Origin of the sequence: Streptomyces galbus, from assembly GCF_005280195.1 — a bacterium.
GTDB classification, from domain to species: domain Bacteria; phylum Actinomycetota; class Actinomycetes; order Streptomycetales; family Streptomycetaceae; genus Streptomyces; species Streptomyces galbus.
In genome coordinates, this window is record NZ_SZPR01000008.1 from 489,556 (window position 1) to 504,555 (window position 15,000).

Annotated in this window: 13 protein-coding genes; 7 read left to right on the forward strand and 6 right to left on the reverse strand. The window is 72.9% G+C overall.

Annotated features, from left to right (window positions below):
• Position 1 precedes the first annotated feature (1 nt).
• The 5 genes from E4U92_RS06635 (at position 2) to E4U92_RS06660 (ending at position 5,252) form a co-directional block, all read left to right on the forward strand.
• Complete coding sequence (locus E4U92_RS06635; protein WP_137299301.1) at positions 2 to 1,336, forward strand: sulfate adenylyltransferase subunit 1; 1,335 nt, start codon at positions 2 to 4, stop codon at positions 1,334 to 1,336.
• A gap of 275 nt (positions 1,337 to 1,611) precedes the next feature.
• The gene (locus tag E4U92_RS06645; RefSeq protein ID WP_137299303.1) at positions 1,612 to 2,727 is read left to right on the forward strand and encodes an aliphatic sulfonate ABC transporter substrate-binding protein; all 1,116 of its coding nucleotides are present in this window, start codon (positions 1,612 to 1,614) and stop codon (positions 2,725 to 2,727) included.
• Positions 2,728 to 2,759: 32 nt separating this feature from the next.
• Positions 2,760 to 3,545, forward strand: a complete 786-nt coding sequence (locus E4U92_RS06650) for an ABC transporter ATP-binding protein (protein ID WP_137299304.1) — start codon at positions 2,760 to 2,762, stop codon at positions 3,543 to 3,545.
• Positions 3,532 to 4,470, forward strand: coding sequence for an ABC transporter permease (locus E4U92_RS06655; RefSeq protein WP_174863713.1), 939 nt, complete (start codon positions 3,532 to 3,534; stop codon positions 4,468 to 4,470). The genes E4U92_RS06650 and E4U92_RS06655 overlap by 14 nt, the downstream gene beginning before the upstream one ends.
• 5 nt (positions 4,471 to 4,475) lie before the next feature.
• Positions 4,476 to 5,252, forward strand: coding sequence for a sirohydrochlorin chelatase (locus tag E4U92_RS06660; protein ID WP_137299305.1), 777 nt, complete (start codon positions 4,476 to 4,478; stop codon positions 5,250 to 5,252).
• Positions 5,253 to 5,292: 40 nt separating this feature from the next.
• Here the strand turns inward: E4U92_RS06660 and E4U92_RS06665 are convergent, their stop codons facing one another.
• Both E4U92_RS06665 and E4U92_RS06670 read right to left on the reverse strand, forming a co-directional pair.
• On the reverse strand, positions 5,293 to 5,901 hold the full coding sequence (locus E4U92_RS06665) for a TIGR03086 family metal-binding protein (RefSeq protein WP_137299306.1): 609 nt from the start codon (positions 5,899 to 5,901) through the stop codon (positions 5,293 to 5,295).
• Between the two features lie 75 nt (positions 5,902 to 5,976).
• Positions 5,977 to 6,525 carry a DUF1697 domain-containing protein gene (locus tag E4U92_RS06670; protein WP_137299307.1) on the reverse strand — a complete coding sequence of 183 codons (549 nt, stop codon included), beginning with the start codon at positions 6,523 to 6,525 and terminating at the stop codon, positions 5,977 to 5,979.
• A 270-nt stretch (positions 6,526 to 6,795) separates the two neighbouring features.
• Between E4U92_RS06670 and E4U92_RS06675 the strand changes: the two genes are divergently transcribed.
• Entirely contained in the window at positions 6,796 to 9,051 is a 2,256-nt protein-coding gene (locus E4U92_RS06675; protein WP_137299308.1) for an MMPL family transporter, read from the forward strand.
• A gap of 71 nt (positions 9,052 to 9,122) precedes the next feature.
• Here E4U92_RS06675 and mgt read toward each other — a convergent pair whose 3' ends face one another.
• Positions 9,123 to 10,424, reverse strand: coding sequence for a macrolide-inactivating glycosyltransferase (gene mgt, locus E4U92_RS06680; protein WP_137299309.1), 1,302 nt, complete (start codon positions 10,422 to 10,424; stop codon positions 9,123 to 9,125).
• Between the two features lie 142 nt (positions 10,425 to 10,566).
• Here mgt and E4U92_RS06685 point away from each other — a divergent pair, with 142 nt between their 5' ends.
• Positions 10,567 to 11,430, forward strand: coding sequence for a phosphotransferase enzyme family protein (locus E4U92_RS06685; protein WP_137299310.1), 864 nt, complete (start codon positions 10,567 to 10,569; stop codon positions 11,428 to 11,430).
• A 28-nt stretch (positions 11,431 to 11,458) separates the two neighbouring features.
• Here the strand turns inward: E4U92_RS06685 and E4U92_RS06690 are convergent, their stop codons facing one another.
• The 3 genes from E4U92_RS06690 to E4U92_RS06700 all read right to left on the reverse strand — a co-directional run bounded on the left by E4U92_RS06690 (position 11,459) and on the right by E4U92_RS06700 (position 14,985).
• Positions 11,459 to 12,181, reverse strand: coding sequence for a 3'-5' exonuclease (locus tag E4U92_RS06690; RefSeq protein ID WP_137299311.1), 723 nt, complete (start codon positions 12,179 to 12,181; stop codon positions 11,459 to 11,461).
• A 129-nt stretch (positions 12,182 to 12,310) separates the two neighbouring features.
• The gene (locus tag E4U92_RS06695; protein ID WP_137299312.1) at positions 12,311 to 13,549 is read right to left on the reverse strand and encodes an SAV2148 family HEPN domain-containing protein; all 1,239 of its coding nucleotides are present in this window, start codon (positions 13,547 to 13,549) and stop codon (positions 12,311 to 12,313) included.
• A gap of 116 nt (positions 13,550 to 13,665) precedes the next feature.
• On the reverse strand, positions 13,666 to 14,985 hold the full coding sequence (locus E4U92_RS06700; protein WP_137299313.1) for a copper amine oxidase: 1,320 nt from the start codon (positions 14,983 to 14,985) through the stop codon (positions 13,666 to 13,668).
• Positions 14,986 to 15,000: the final 15 nt, after the last annotated feature.

A 15,000-nucleotide genomic window follows, 5' to 3' on the forward strand; every position in this document is an offset into this window, starting at 1 on the left:
CATGGGCACCACCACGACCGAGGAGCTCTCGGCCACCACCCTGCTGCGGTTCGCCACCGCCGGGTCCGTCGACGACGGCAAGTCCACCCTGGTGGGCCGGCTGCTGCACGACTCCAAGTCGGTCCTCACCGACCAACTGGAGGCCGTGGAGCGGGCGTCCGCGAGCCGCGGCCAGGAGGGCCCCGACCTCGCGCTGCTCACCGACGGCCTGCGCGCCGAGCGCGAGCAGGGCATCACCATCGACGTCGCCTACCGCTACTTCGCCACGCCCCGGCGGCGGTTCATCCTCGCCGACACCCCCGGGCACGTGCAGTACACGCGGAACATGGTGACGGGCGCCTCGACGGCCGAGCTGACGGTGATCCTGGTCGACGCCCGCAACGGCGTGGTCGAGCAGACCCGGCGGCACGCGGCGATCGCGGCCCTGCTGCGCGTCCCGCACGTCGTCCTCGCGGTCAACAAGATGGACCTGGTGGAGTACCGCGAGAGCGTCTTCGCGGCGATCGCCGAGGAGTTCACGGCGTACGCCACCGAGCTGGGCGTGCCCGAGGTCACCGCCATCCCCATCTCGGCGCTGGCCGGCGACAACGTGGTGGAGCCGTCCGCGCACATGGACTGGTACGGCGGCCCGACCGTGCTGGAGCACCTGGAGACCGTCCCGGTCAGCCACGACCTCGCGCACTGCCACGCGCGGCTGCCCGTGCAGTACGTGATCCGGCCGCAGACCGCCGAGCACCCGGACTACCGCGGCTACGCCGGTCAGATCGCGGCCGGCACCTTCCGGGTCGGCGAGGAGGTCACGGTGCTGCCCTCGGGCCGTACCAGCCGGATCTCCGCCATCGACGTGCTGGGCCGCGCGGTCCGCGAGGCGTGGACGACGCAGTCGGTGACGGTCCTGCTGGAGGACGACCTCGACATCTCCCGCGGCGACCTCCTCGTGCCCACCAAGGACGCCCCGCCGACCACGCAGGACGTCGAGGCGACCGTGTGCCACGTCGCCGACCAGCCGCTGACCGTGGGCCACCGGGTGCTGATCAAGCACGGCACGCGCACGGTGAAGGCGATCGTCAAGGACATCCCGTCCCGGCTGACGCTCGACGACCTGTCCCTGCACCCGCACCCGGGACAGCTCGCCGCCAACGACATCGGCCGGGTGAAGATCCGCACCGCCGAGCCGCTCCCCGTCGACTCCTACGCCGACTCGCGCCGCACCGGCTCCTTCATCCTGATCGACCCGTCCGACGGCACCACGCTGACCGCGGGCATGGTCGGCGAGTCGTTCGCCTCCCCCGAGCCCGTCAAGGACCCGGCCGAGGAAGACGGGTGGGACTTCTGAGCATGAACTCCTCCGATTTCTACTCGACGTTCGCGAAGGAGGGCGGCCGCGTCGGCAGCGGCGCCCTCGGCAGCGGACAGGGCGGGGTGGCCCGATGTGCGCCGTGACGTACGCGCACCGCTCGCGCGCCCTGTCCCCCCACCCTCCCCCACGGCCTCGACTTCGCTCGCTCGCGGGGGGACCCCCACCCCGGAAGCGACGAAAACCTTCTGCCGACCCCCCGGCCACGACCTGAGAGCGTCGTGACCGCCGGGCCAACGAGAGGAAACCCTCCCGTGCCTGCCACCCGATCGACCTACCTGCGCCGCGGCCTCGCCGTCGTGGCCTCGCTTCCCCTCCTCGCCCTGGCCGCCTGCGGCTACGGCTCCGACTCGAAGGACGACAGCTCCGGCCAGCAGAAGGTCGCCGCCGGCGCCGAGAAGATCGACGGACTCGACTCCGTCAAGATCGGCTACTTCGGCAACCTCACGCACGGCACCGCGCTGGTGGGCGTGAACAAGGGCTTCTTCCAGAAGGCGCTGGGCGCCACGCACGCGCAGTACCAGATCTTCAACGCCGGCCCCTCCGAGATCGAGGCGCTGAACTCCGGGGCGATCGACATCGGCTGGATCGGCCCGTCCCCGTCGATCAACGGCTACACCAAGTCCGACGGCAAGAGCCTGCGCATCATCGGCGGTTCGGCGTCCGGCGGCGTGAAGCTGGTGGTGAACCCGAAGAAGATCAAGACTTTGGACGACGTCAAGGGCAAGAAGATCGCGACCCCGCAGCTCGGCAACACGCAGGACGTGGCGTTCCTCAACTGGATCGCCGAGAAGGGCTGGAAGGTCGACGCGCAGAGCGGCAAGGGCGACGTGTCGGTCATCCGCACCGACAACAAGGTGACCCCGGACGCCTACAAGTCGGGCTCCATCGACGGCGCGTGGGTGCCGGAGCCGACCGCGTCGAAGCTGGTCGCCGAGGGCGCGAAGGTGCTGCTCGACGAGGCCGACCTGTGGCCGGACAAGAAGTTCGTGATCACCAACATCATCGTGTCGCAGAAGTTCCTCGCCGCGCACCCGAAGGCCGTCGAGGCCGTGCTGAAGGCGTCGGTCGACGCCAACAAGTGGATCAACGCCAACCCGGACGCGGCGAAGGCGGCGGCGAACGCCCAGCTCAAGACGGACTCCGGCAAGGAGCTCCCGGCCGAGGTGCTCGACCCGGCGTGGAAGTCCATCACGTTCACCGACGACCCGCTGGCCTCCACGCTCAACACCGAGGCGGCGCACGCGGTCAAGGCCGGCCTGCTGGACAAGCCCAAGCTCGACGGCATCTACGACCTCACGCTCCTGAACAAGGTCCTGGCGGCCGAGGGCGGGACCGCGGTCGCCGACGCCGGTCTCGGCGTGAAGTAAGCCCGGTTCCCAGTCCCCAGGAGGTGACGACCATGGCCACCACGATTCTGAAGGCCGAGGGCGCGGAGTCGGTCGAGTACGCCGCCCGGATCGAGCACGTCTCGAAGTCCTTCGCCGGGCCCGCCGGGCAGCAGCTCGTCCTCGACGACATCACCCTCGATGTCGCGCCGGGCGAGTTCGTCACCCTCCTGGGGGCCTCGGGCTGCGGCAAGTCGACGCTGCTGAACCTGGTGGCGGGCCTGGACCGGCCCACCGCCGGCGGCATCACGACCGACGGGCGTCCGTCGCTGATGTTCCAGGAACACGCCCTGTTCCCGTGGCTGACCGCCGGCAAGAACATCGAACTCGCCCTGAAGCTGCGGGGCGTGCCGAAGAACGAGCGGCGCGGCCGCGCCGAGGAACTGCTCGAACTGGTCCGGCTGACCGGCTCGCACGGCAAGCGGGTGCACGAGCTGTCCGGCGGCATGCGCCAGCGGGTCGCGCTGGCGCGGGCCCTCGCCCAGGACAGCCGGCTGCTGCTGATGGACGAGCCGTTCGCGGCGCTGGACGCGATCACCCGGGACGTGCTGCACGACGAACTGACCCGGATCTGGGCGGAGACCGGGGTGTCGGTGCTGTTCGTCACGCACAACGTGCGCGAGGCCGTACGGCTGGCGCAGCGCGTGGTGCTGCTGTCGTCGCGGCCGGGCCGGGTGGCCCGCGAGTGGCGGGTGGACATCCCGCAGCCGCGCCGGATCGAGGACGCGCCGGTGGCGGAGCTGTCCTTGGAGATCACCGAAGTACTGCGTGGGGAGATCCGCCGTCATGGCCAGCACTGAGACGACCGGCACGGCCGGAACGACCGACCGCGCGGCGGACGGCGCCGCCCCCGACGGGCCCGCCAGGGACGGCCTCGGCGGTCTCGAGGCGGGCCTGGACGCCCTGGAGACCTCCGCGGCGGACCGCACCCCGCTGCGCAGGACGCTCCTCGACAAGGTGCTGCCGCCGGTCGTCGCGGTGGCGGTGGTCCTGCTGGTCTGGCAGGCCCTGATCTCGCTGAAGGTCGTCGACGACCCGTCCAAGCTGCCGTCGCCCGCGGACGTGGGCGACGAGTTCAAGGACGCGTGGCTGGAGGGCAAGCTCCTCGGCTACATCTGGACCAGCGTCTCGCGCGGTCTGCTCGGCTTCCTCTTCGCCCTGGCCATCGGCACCCCGCTGGGCCTGCTGGTGGCGCGGGTGAGGTTCGTGCGGGCGGCGATCGGCCCGATCCTGTCCGGTCTGCAGTCGCTGCCGTCGGTGGCGTGGGTGCCGCCGGCCGTGATCTGGCTGGGCCTGGACAACTCGATGATGTACGCGGTGATCCTGCTGGGTGCCGTGCCGTCCATCGCCAACGGCCTGGTGTCCGGCATCGACCAGGTGCCGCCGCTGTTCCTGCGGGCCGGCCGCACGATGGGCGCGACCGGCTGGCGGGGCGCCTGGCACATCGTGATGCCGGCCGCGCTGCCCGGCTACCTGGCGGGCCTGAAGCAGGGCTGGGCGTTCTCCTGGCGTTCGCTGATGGCGGCGGAGATCATCGCCTCCTCGCCGGATCTGGGCATCGGCCTGGGCGCGTTGCTGGAGAACGGCCGCAACGCCAGTTCGATGTCCATGGTGTTCGAGGCGATCATCCTGATCCTGTTCGTCGGCATCGCGATCGACCTGCTGATCTTCAGCCCGCTGGAACGCCGGGTGCTGCGCAGCCGCGGTCTGCTGGTGAAGGGCTGACCCGCATGCGCCACGATCCGGTCCTCCTCGTCATCGCGCACGGCAGCCGTGACCCGCGGCACGCCGCGACGGTGCACGCCCTCGTGGAGCGGGTGCGGTCGCTGCGGCCCGGCACCCGCGTGGAGACCGGGTTCCTGGACTTCAACGTCCCGTCGGTGCACGGGGTGCTGGAGTCGCTGGCGGCGGAGGGCGTGCGCGAGGTGGTGGCGCTGCCGCTGCTGCTGACGCGCGCCTTCCACGCCAAGGCGGACATCCCGGCCGTGCTGCGGGACGCCCCGCCGTGGCTGCGGATCCGCCAGGCGGACGTCCTCGGGCCGTCCCCGCTGCTGCGGGCGGCGCTCGAACGCCGCCTGTGGGAGGCCGGGTTGTGCCCGGCCGACAAGTCCTCGACCGGGGTCGTACTGGCCTCGGCGGGGTCCACCGACCCGGAGGCGATCGCGGTGATCGCAAGTATCGCGCGGGAGTGGCGGCTCACCGGTTGGTGCGCCGTGCGGCCCGCGTTCGCCTCCGCGGGACCGCACGGCGCGACCGGCGCGGGACGTCCCGCGGGCTTCCCCCGCACCGAGGACGTCGTGCGGGCCCTGAGGGCCGACGGCTGTGAGCGGGTCGCGGTCGCGCCGTACGTGCTGGCGCCCGGCTTCCTGCCGGACCGCATCGCGCGGGGCGCGGCCGGCGCGGACGTCCTCGCCGAGGTGCTGGGCCCGGCGCCGGAGGTGGCGCGCGTGGTGCTGGAGCGCTACGACGCGGCGTGCCTGCCGCTGCCGGCCGCGGTGGGTGCCTGACGGGGACGTCCCCCGTGCGCCCCCGCCAGGCGGTGGGTGGTCAGCCCGACCGCAGCCCCGGGTCCCGTCCGCTCTCCGCCAGTGCCCGCTCGAACGCGGGGGCGTCGGGCGCGACCGGCACCGGGTCGGCGAAGCCGTCGTACTGGCGGTAGATCTCGCCGTGCTTGACGACCACGTCGAGGACGAAGCGGCCCACCTCCTCGGAGACGGTGAAGTGCTGGCCGGTGGACACGGCCACGTCCCAGCCGTGCACCGCCAGTTCCTTGACGAGCATCCCGGCGAGTTCGTCGGCGGGCATCGACGCCATGCCCAGGTCGACCTCGCCCTCCCAGGCCGCCGGGTCGGACCAGGCCGCGACCGCCCGCCCGAGCTGCGCGGCGTAGGCGTCCGCCCAGTGCGGGTCGGCGGTGAAGTCGCGCGCGACCAGCTCCTCGGGGAGCGGGGTGCGCAGGGCGCGGTGCTCCAGGCCGTGGGAGGTGTACAGGACCCAGTGGTTGACCAGGGCCCGCACGTCCCAGTCGGGGCAGTGCGTCGGGGCGTCCAGCCGGTCCGCCGGCACGCCGTGGGCGACGCGGGCCGCCTCGGTGGCGCACTCGGACAGGTACCGGTGCGTGTCGTTCAGGTACGGGTGCGGGTCGTCGTACGTCATGCGTCCCACGCTAGGGACCCGTGCGGGGTGCGCTCTTGAAGAAACGCGACACCGTGCCCGGGGCGGTGCCGCGGGTCAGCCGGCGGTCATCTCCACCAGCTTCAGGACCGTGTTCCAGTTGCGGGTGGTGGCGATCAGACCCTGGGTGACGCGCGGTCGGGAGAGCTGCTCGGCGAGCTTGGAGCGGCCCAGGCCGTCGGGTGCGTACAGGTACAGGGCGCGGTCGCCGAGGCGGAACTCCTCCGGGGCGTGGGCGGCCGGGTCGACGCCGGCGAAGCGGGCGGCGTCCACGGGGCCGGAGAAGTAGGTGACGTGGAGCTGCTTCGGCTGGAGGTCGGCGGCCGGGAACGGGCACGCCTCGGCGACGGCCCTGAGGTAGGCGTGGTCGCGGACGATCACGTCGACGGCGAACCCGAAGCGCTCCGCGACGGCGGCGGAGAGCTCGGCGGCGAGGGACTCCTCGTCCCCGTGGTCGCTGGCGAAGACCGCCTGGCCGCTCTGGAGGTAGGTGCGGACCCGGTCGTACCCGAGGCCCTCCATCAGGGGGCGCAGGTCGCCCATCGGCAGTTTGCGGCTGCCGCCCACGTTGATGCCGCGCAGCAGGGCCGCGTACGTCGTCGTCATGGGATCACCCTAGGGGGGTCTCGGCGGTCAGGCCGGGCTCGCGGCGTCCGGCACCGCGGGGGGCGTCCCTGATCGCCGTCCCCGAGCCGGCGGGATAGATGTAAGGGGCCGCTGTCCTCCCCTGTGCGGAGCCGGCGGGGTCCGAGGGGAGGAGCCGGGCCGCCGTCCTTTCACCGGGCAGCACGACGAGAGCGGCCCACCCGCCCCATAGCGTCGTTCCTGGAGGTGGCGGCAGGGGGCTGTCACCGCTCACGAGGGGGCAGGCCCGTCATGGGGACTAGAGACACACGGGTGCGGGGCCTGGCCGCGCGGGCCGGCGGCTGGAGCGCCCGGCACCGGTGGGCGGCGGTCGGTATCTGGGTGCTGTTCGTGGTGCTGGCCATGGGGCTCGGCTCGGCCGCGGGCCGGGTCGACGTCAAGGACAGCGACCAGCTCAAGGGCGAGACGCACACCGCGGCGAAGATCATCGAGGACGCGGGCATCGAGGAGCCGGCCAGCGAGTCGGTCCTGGTGCAGGCGCGGGGCGGCCTGAAGGCCACCGACGCCGAGTTCCGCGCCGCGGTCGCCGAGGTCGTCACGGCCGTGCAGGGCACGGGCCGGGTCAGCGACGTGACGTCGCCGTACGACACGAAGACCATCTCCCGCGACGGGCGCAGCGCGCTGGTGCAGTTCGACATGCGCGGCGACTCCGACACCGCGGGCGACCGGGTCGAGCCGGTGCTGAAGGCCGTCGAGGGGGTACGGAAGAGCCACGCGGACACGCTGCGGATCGAGGAGATCGGCGGCGCGAGCATGATGAAGACGTTCGACGACGCGTTCGGCGACGACTTCCAGAAGGCCGAGTACTCGGCGGTGCCGGTGGCCCTCGGCATCCTGCTGATCGCGTTCGGCGCGCTGGTCGCGGCGCTGCTGCCGGTGGCGCTGGCGATCACCGCCATCATGGCGACGATGGGCCTGATGGGCGTCGTCAGCCACGTGATGCCGATGAGCGACACCGCCAACTCCGTGATGCTGCTGGTCGGTCTGGCCGTCGGCGTCGACTACTGCCTGTTCTACCTGCGCCGTGAGCGCGAGGAGCGCGAGGCGGGCCGGGACGCCCGGACGGCCCTGCGGGTGGCCGCGGCGACCAGTGGCCGCGCGATCATCGTCTCGGGTGTCACGGTGTGCGTGGCGATGGCGGGCATGCTGTTCACCGGGCTCGCGGAGTTCGAGGCGATGGGCCTGGCCTCGCTGATGGTGGTCGCCGTGGCGATGGTCGGCTCGGTGACGGTGCTGCCGGCGCTGCTGTCGCTGCTCGGCGAGCGGGTGGAGCGGGGCCGGATCCCCTTCCTGCACAAGGCGATGCGGCGCCGCGCGGCCCGCACCAACGGCGAGAGCCGCTTCTGGTCGGCGGTGCTGAAGGGCGTGCTGGCCCGGCCGCTGGTGTCGGTGCTGGTCGCCGCCGGCGCGCTGCTGGCCGTCGCCGCTCCCGCGGTCGGCATGAAGACCCAGAACCTCACGCTGGACCAGGAGTTCGGCGACTCGCTGCCGATCGTGCAGACCTACAACCGGGTCAACGACGCCTTCCCCGGCGGGTCGGAGCCGGCCGAGGTCGTCGTCCACGCCAAGGACATCAACGCCCCCGAGGTACGTGACGCGCTCGCCGACTTCAAGGCCCGCGCGATCAGTTCGGGCGCCTCGCGCGGCCCGGTGGAGATCAAGCTGCACGACGCGCAGAACATCGCCTACGTGTACGTCCCGCTGGTCGGCGGCTCCGACCTGGACAAGGCGGGCACGAGCCTGGAGAAGCTGCGCGACGAGGTGCGCCCGGCCACGCTCGGCAAGGTCGACGGCCTCCAGGCGCCGATCACCGGTCAGGTCGCCGGGTCGAAGGACTTCAACGACCAGCTCGGCGGCGCGGTCGTCCCGGTGTTCGCCTTCGTGGTGGTGTTCGCCTTCGTGCTGATGCTGCTGTCGTTCCGCTCGCTGACCATCGCGGTCACCTCGATCCTGCTGAACCTGCTGTCGGTGGGCGCCGCCTACGGCATCCTCGTCGCGGTCTTCCAGCACGGCTGGGGCGCCTCGCTGGTGGGCGCCGAGGGGGTCGGCGCCATCATCACCTGGCTGCCGCTGTTCCTCTTCGTGATCCTGTTCGGCCTGTCGATGGACTACCACGTGTTCGTCGTCTCCCGGATCCGCGAGGCACGGCTGCGGGGCCGCACCACGCGGGACGCGATCGCCCACGGCGTGGTCACCACGGCGGGCGTGGTCACCAGTGCCGCGGTCATCATGGTCGCCGTGTTCGCGATCTTCGGGACGCTGTCGATGCAGTCGATGAAGCAGATGGGCGTGGGCCTGGCGGCCGCGGTGCTGATCGACGCGACGGTCATCCGGGGCGTGCTGCTCCCGGCGGTGATGGCGCTGCTGGGCGAGCGCAACTGGTACCTGCCGAAGTGGCTGCACCGGCTGCCCGACCTCACCCACGACGAGTCCCCCGAGGCGGTCCTCGCCACGGCGCCCCGGGAGGACAGGCCGGTCGGGGTGTGACCCGCACCGGATGAGGACCGGTCCGCCCCGTCGCACGGGGGACCGGTCCTCCAGTGAGCAGGGCCCGCTGGTCACCGGGGAGCCAGCGGGCCCGTCCGCGTGCCGGGGCGGCGAGCGGAGCGCGCGGCGGTCAGCTCGGCCTCGATCAGGTCGGCGGCCCGCCGGGTGCCGCCCTCCCGGGCCATCCCGTCCCGGATCTCCGCCAGGCGCCGGGCGGCCTCGGGGTCGTCCACCAGGGCGAGCGCGGCGTCCCTGAGGGCGTCCGCGGTCGCCTCCTCGGTGGACAACCGGCGTGCCACGCCCAGGGACTGGAGCAGGTCCGCGTTGCCGAACTGGTCCACCGCCTGCGGCACGGCGATCATCGGGGTGGCCGTGGCCAGCCCCTCCTGGCTGCCGCCCGCGCCGGCGTGGGTGACGAACAGGTCAACCTCGCGGAGCACGGCGAGCTGCGGCACCCACGGCCGCACGTCGACGTTCGCCGGTACGGGGCCCAGCTCGGCCGGGTCGATCCGGGGGCCGGTCCGCAGCACCAGGTGCCAGCCGGGCAGGCCGGCGAAGGCCCGGACGCACGCCCGGTAGAACTCCGGCGGGGCCGTGAAGGCCGAGCCGAGGGACACCAGCACGACTTTCTCGGCGCCGGCGGGGCGCTCCCAGGCGCCCTCGGCCGGGCGGTCGCCCTGGCAGGCGCCGACGAACGTGTACACGCTCTCGTCGACCCGGTCGGCGTGCGGCTGCAGGACCCGCGGGATCAGCACGAGGGACCGGTCGGGCCGGCCGACGAAGTCGTCGTGGTGCAGGGTGACGCCGTGCTCGCTCAGCCAGGCGTGGAACCGGTCGAAGTAGGCGCGGCCCCGCTCGGAGCCGCGGGCCTCGGCCCACACGTGGGCGGCGACCTCCTCCTCGTAGCCCTCCCAGGCGACGAGGTTGGGCGACAGGGAGACCGCGGGGACGCCCCAGCGGTGGGCGAGGACGCGGGCCGGGTACGCCGTGATGTCGTGCAGCACCAGCTCGGGGGTGTCCCCGGCGTAGGCGTCGGTGAGCTGGGGCAGCGCCTGGACGGCGTCGGCCAGGAACAGCTCCACGTGGTCGAGGAGGGTGCTGCCCCAGGCCGAGGGGTCGTCGTCCGGTCCGGGCAGCGTCGAGTGCCAGGTCCGCACCTCGGCGCCGGTGGCGGCGACCTTGTCGGCGAGGGCCGGCGGGACGGCGTAGGTGACGCGGTGGCCGCGCGCGACGAGTTCACGGATCACCTCCAGGCTGGGGTTCACGTGGCCGTGGGCGGCGATGGAGAACATGGCGATGTGGGCGGGGGGAACGGCGGAAGGGGACGGGCCGGAGAGGGACGGGTCGGAAAGGGACGAGGCGGAAGGGGTCATGCCGAGGACGCTAGACGAGACGATACGTCTCGTCCACCGGGTTTCTCGTCCGCCGTGGCCCACTCGCCCCCGTCCGGGGTCCGACCTGTGCGAATGCGAGACTGACCGCGGCAGCGCTACGACGACGGCACGGAGGCGGACGATGGACGAGGCGACGGCGCGGGAGGTTCTGGCCGGGGCGGGGGTGCTGCCCGGGCCGGCCGGGGACGCGCGGCTGCTCGCCCTCGGCGAGAACGCGGTGTTCGCCGCCGGGGACCTCGTCGTGAAGGTGGGCCGCGACGCCGAACTGCTGGACCGGGCCCGGCGCGAGCTGGACATCGCGCGCTGGCTGGCCGACACGGGCGTCCCGGCGGTGCGGGCGGCGGAGCCCGAGGCACGGCTCGTCGCCGGGCACCCGGTGACGGTGTGGCACCGGCTGCCCGACGCGGCGCGGCCCGCGGGACCGGCGGACCTGGCGTCACTGCTGCGGCGCGTACACGCCCTGCCCGCACCCCCGTTCGCCCTGCCGCCGCGCGATCTGCTGTCCGGGGTGGAGCGCTGGCTGCGGCTCGCGGGCGAGGCGATCGACCCGGCGGACGCGGCGTACCTGCGGGAGCGCCGGGACGGCTTCGCCGCGGCGGCCGCCGCGCTCACCCCGCACCTGCCGCCGGGCCCCGTGCACGGCGACGCCCTGCCGCGCAACGTGCACATCGGCCCCGACGGCCCGGTCCTGGTCGACCTGGAGACCTTCTCCGCCGACCTGCGCGAGCACGACCTGGTCGTGATGGCCCTGTCCCACGACCGCTACGGCCTGCCGGCCGAGGACTACGACGCCTTCACCCGGACCTACGGCTGGGACGTGCGGGAGTGGGACGGGTGCGCCGTGCTGCGCGGGGCGCGGGAGACGGCGAGCTGCGCGTGGGTGGCCCAGCACGCGCCGAGCAACCCCAAGGCGCTGGCCGAGTTCGAGCGCCGGGTGGCGTCCCTGCGCGACGGCGACCCGACGGTGCGCTGGTACCCCTTCTGAGCCGTGCGGGCGAGCGGGGCCAGGAGGATCAAGGGGTGGCCGCCGTGACCTCCCGGACGGGCCAGGTGGCGTCCACCACCGCGTCGGCCTCCCCCTTGGCGCGCAGGAAGCTCTGGAAGTCGGCCGCCCACGCGGCGTACCACTCGATCTGACGCAGGTGCAGCTCCGCCGGGCCGAGGGTCCCCACCTTGGGGTGGCGGACGGCTATCGCGCAGGCGAGGCGGGCCGCGGCGAGGGCGTCGGCGCCCGCGTCGTGCGCGGAGTCGAGGGCGACGCCGTACTCGGCGCAGACGGCTTCGAGGTTGCGCTTGCCGCGGCGGTAGCGGTCGGCCCAGCGGTCGATGGTGTACGGGTCGACGACGGGGGCCGGGTCGAGGCCGCCCAGGCGCTCGCGCAGGGACGGCAGTCCGTGCCGGTGCAGTTCGGCGGAGAGCAGGGTCAGGTCGAACGCGGCGTTGTAGGCGACGACCGGGACGCCCGTCTTCCAGTACGTCGTCAGGACGTCGGCGAGCGTGTCCGCGACCCGGTCGGCGGGGTGGCCCTCGGCGGCCGCGCGCTCGGTGCTGATGCCGTGCACCGCGACCGCGTCGGCCGGGATCTCCACGCCCGGGTCGGCCAGCCACTCGCGGCGGCCCAGCACCCGGCCGTCCCTGACCTCGATGACGGCGGCCGTCACGATGCGCGCCTCGCGCGGATCGGTGCCGGTCGTCTCCAGGTCGAAGCCGACGAGCAGCTCCTGGTGCCAGGCCATGGTGGCCCCCCTTCTCAGTGGTGCGTCCCCCAGTGGTCTTCACCCTGCCATGCGCCACTGACAACCAGAGGAGCGCATTCCGCTTCCCCGGTGGGACGATCCGGCATCTCCCCGAAGCAGTGGGGCGCTTCAGGACACGGGACGCGAATCGGCCCAAGCCAGCTCGAACTCCTCGCGGTACGCCGCGAAAAGACCCCCTTCGTCCACCTCGCCCGCCTTGACCACCCGGTGACCGCCCCGCAGCACCAGCACGGGCGCCTCCATGCCGCGCAGGCGCCGCAGGTAGGACTGCACCACGCCGATGCCGTCGGTGCCGTCGCCGTCGACGAGGTAGGCGGTGAACCGGGGCGTGTCGTCGTAGACCTGGATCTGGAAGGCGCCCGGGTCGCGCAGCCGGGCGCGGACCCGGCGCATGTGCAGGATGTTCATCTCCACCGCGCGGCTCAGCTCGCCCCGCTTGACGCCGAGTTCGCGCTCGCGCCGCTTGACGGCACTGGAGGCGGGGTTGAGGAACAGCAGCCGCACCCGGCACCCGGACTCGGCGAGCCGGACCATCCGGCGGCCGGAGAAGTTCTGCACGAGCAGGTTGAGGCCGATGCCGATGGCGTCGATGCGGCGGGCGCCGTCGAAGATGTCCTCGGCGGGGAACTGGCGCAGCAGCCGCACCCGGTCGGAGTGGACGGCGACCACGTCGGCGTAGCGGTCGCCCACCAGGTCCTCGACGGCGTCGACCGGCAGCCGCCGCGCGGAGGGCACGTCGCCGCCGGTGCCGAGCATCTCCAGCAGCCGCGCGGAGGCCCGCTCGGCCTGGTTCAGGACCGCCTCGGACAGCGCGCGGTTGCGGGAGACGACGTTGCGGGTCACCTCCAGCTCGTCCAGGGCCAGTTCGACGTCGCGCCGGTCGTCGAAGTACGGCTCGAAGCACGGCCAGTGCTGCACCATCAGCTCACGGAGCTGGGGCAGGGTCAGGAACGAGACGACGTTGTCGTCGGCCGGGTCGAGCAGGTAGCCCTTGCGGCGGCTGACCTCGCGGACGGCGACCGCGCGCTGCACCCACTCCTGCCCGGCGGGGCCGGCCGCGGCCACCACCCAGTCGTCGCCGTGGACGGGCTCGTACACGGGCCGCAGGACGGCGGCCACCACGGCGCGCAGCCGCTGTTCGACGAGGTTCAGCCAGATGTAGGCGCGGCCCGCCCGCTGCGCGCGCGTGCGCACCTCGCGCCAGTCCTCGGCGTCCCAGTCCAGCTCCGGGCCGATGGCACCCGCCTCCATCGGCCGGGCCAGGGACACCGTCCCGGGCGGGACGTCCGCGGAGCCCCCCTCGTGACCCTCGTCACCAGGGGGCAGCTCCAGCCCTCCCGAGCCCACCCGAGCACCGCCTTCCGCTCCCCCGGGCTCTGCGTCCCGACCCTTCCCCGACGATCAAGGAAGGGTACTCCGCGAGCGGTCGGCGGTGCAGCCGGATGGACAGGGTCGTTGCCCAACTACCGCGGTTCCGTTTGGCCGTTCTGGTTGGCGAGCGCGGCCGGGGTGAGCGGGTTCATGGCGGTGACGTCCCGCGGGGCCAGCGAGAAGCCCTGCCAGTGGACCGGCATGGGCTGCTGGTCCTCGTCGCGCGCGATGTGGTGGAAGCCGACGTTCACCCACAGGACGGGGTGGGTGAGGGTCTGCCCGTTGACCCACTTGTCGACGGACTTGCCGTGTCCCGTCCCGCAGTTGAGCGGGTTGTTGCTCGCGTACTGCTCGCACTTGTTGTACTCGGTGACGTACAGGTCGTGCTTGGTGAAGGGACGTCCGGAGTACTTGGTGGTGGCGCCGGGCACGAGCTCGTAGGACCGCGCGTGGCCGTCCTTGTTCTTGCCGGCCGTGCTCACCACCCGCCACCAGCGCATGGTGGCCGCGTCACCGGCGAGCTCCTTGGTGACCGCGGTGCGGGTGGTCTTCGCGGTCGGGCCCTGCTGGCCGCTCGCCGGGGCGCTGACCTTCGAGTCGTACTGCTCGACCTTGGTCTTGGAGGAGCCGTCGAGGCCGAAGTCGAGCCGCCAGAAGACGTTGTGGCTGTGGCTGGTGGCGTAGGAGTGGGCGCCCTTGCCGATGGGCCAGCCGCGGCCGTCGCCGGCGTCGTAGTCGAACGGCGAGAGGCTGCCGGTGGCTCCGACGTTCATGTTCAGGGTGCCGTCGTCGGAGAAGCGCCACTCGGTCATGTACTCGTACCAGCCGACCTTGTTGACGGTGTAGACGAGCAGGTCCTTGCCCTGGGCCTGGTACACCTTGTTGCCGGTGTCGGCCTGCATCCGGTACGCGTGCCCGCGCGACCGGGTGGTGGTGCACAGGCCCTTGACGTTCGGGTGGGCCGGGTCGAACGACTCGGGGACCTTGACGGTCTTGATGGTGCCGCCGGGGCACTCGGCGGGGGCCAGGTTCACCAGGCCCGAGCCGAAGTTGTAGTCGGTGACGTCGTTGTACTCGTTGGTGCCGTCGTCGTAGGGCACGTGGATCTGGGCGATCTTGGCGCTGTTGAGGACCTTGATCGGCTTGGGCTCGCCGGGCGGCTGGTAGCTGACGTCCTCCAGGACGAGGCCGGACTTGGCCTCGTAGCGCCAGCACATCCGCCAGGTGGTGCCGGTGGAGAGCTTCTGTTCGATGCGGTAGGCCGCGCTGCAGGCCGGGGCGGGCGCGGGGGCCGTCCGGGGTCCGGCGGCGGCCGGTCCGGCGGCGGTGGTCACGCCGGCGGCGAGGGCCGCCACGGACAGGCCCAGGGCCGCCGCTCCCCGGCGGGCGCGACGCGTTCTGTTCATGTACATGAAGACATGACTCCT